This is a genomic window from Rhizobacter sp. P3_B12, from assembly GCF_056402895.1.
Genome location: NZ_JBFUGN010001666.1, coordinates 1 through 670 on the forward strand (window position 1 = coordinate 1; position 670 = coordinate 670).

The 670-nt window shown below is 65.2% G+C and carries 1 protein-coding gene; it reads left to right on the plus strand.

The genetic code is table 11. The annotated features are described in order from the left end of the window. Positions 1–670: DinB/UmuC family translesion DNA polymerase (locus AC1D01_RS37570; RefSeq protein WP_477875024.1), on the plus strand; the 670-nt coding region annotated here is incomplete at both ends.

Below are 670 nucleotides of genomic sequence, written 5' to 3' on the forward strand. Positions count from 1 at the left end.
GCGCCGACGAGCGTGGGCTTCGGGCCGACCAAGACCCTTGCGAAACTGGCCAACCATGTCGCGAAGACGGCTGACCGCAAGTCGGGCTCGTATCCGGCGGCACTCTCGCAGGTGTGCAACTTCGGCCTGATGTCTCGTGCTGAGCTGGATGCTGTGATGGGTGCAACGGAGGTGGGGTGCGTGTGGGGCATCGGCCGACGCATCGAAGCGCGGCTGACAGAGGCCGGCATTCACACGGTGCGCGATCTGGTCAACGCGGACATCACGGCACTGCGCAGCCAGTTCAGCGTGGTGCTGGAGAAGACGCTTCTCGAGCTGCGGGGCACCTCGTGCCTTGACCTTGACGACACGCAGGCAGGTCGCCAGCAGATCATGTGCTCGCGATCGTTCGGGAGCGCCGTGACCGAACTGGCAGAGCTGGAGCAGGTCGTCAGCGACTTCGCATCACGCGTGGCAGAGAAGCTGCGGCAGCAGGGCAGTGCGGCTGGAGCGGTTCACGTCTTCATCACGACGAGCCCATATCGAAAGCAGGATTGCCAGCACAGCCCGAGCATGACTGTGCCGATGGTGAGGCCGACCACCGACACCCGCGAGCTGGTCGCAACGGCGACGCGTGCGCTGCAGCGGATGTACCGGCCGGGCTTCAACTACGTGAAGGCCGGCGTCATGC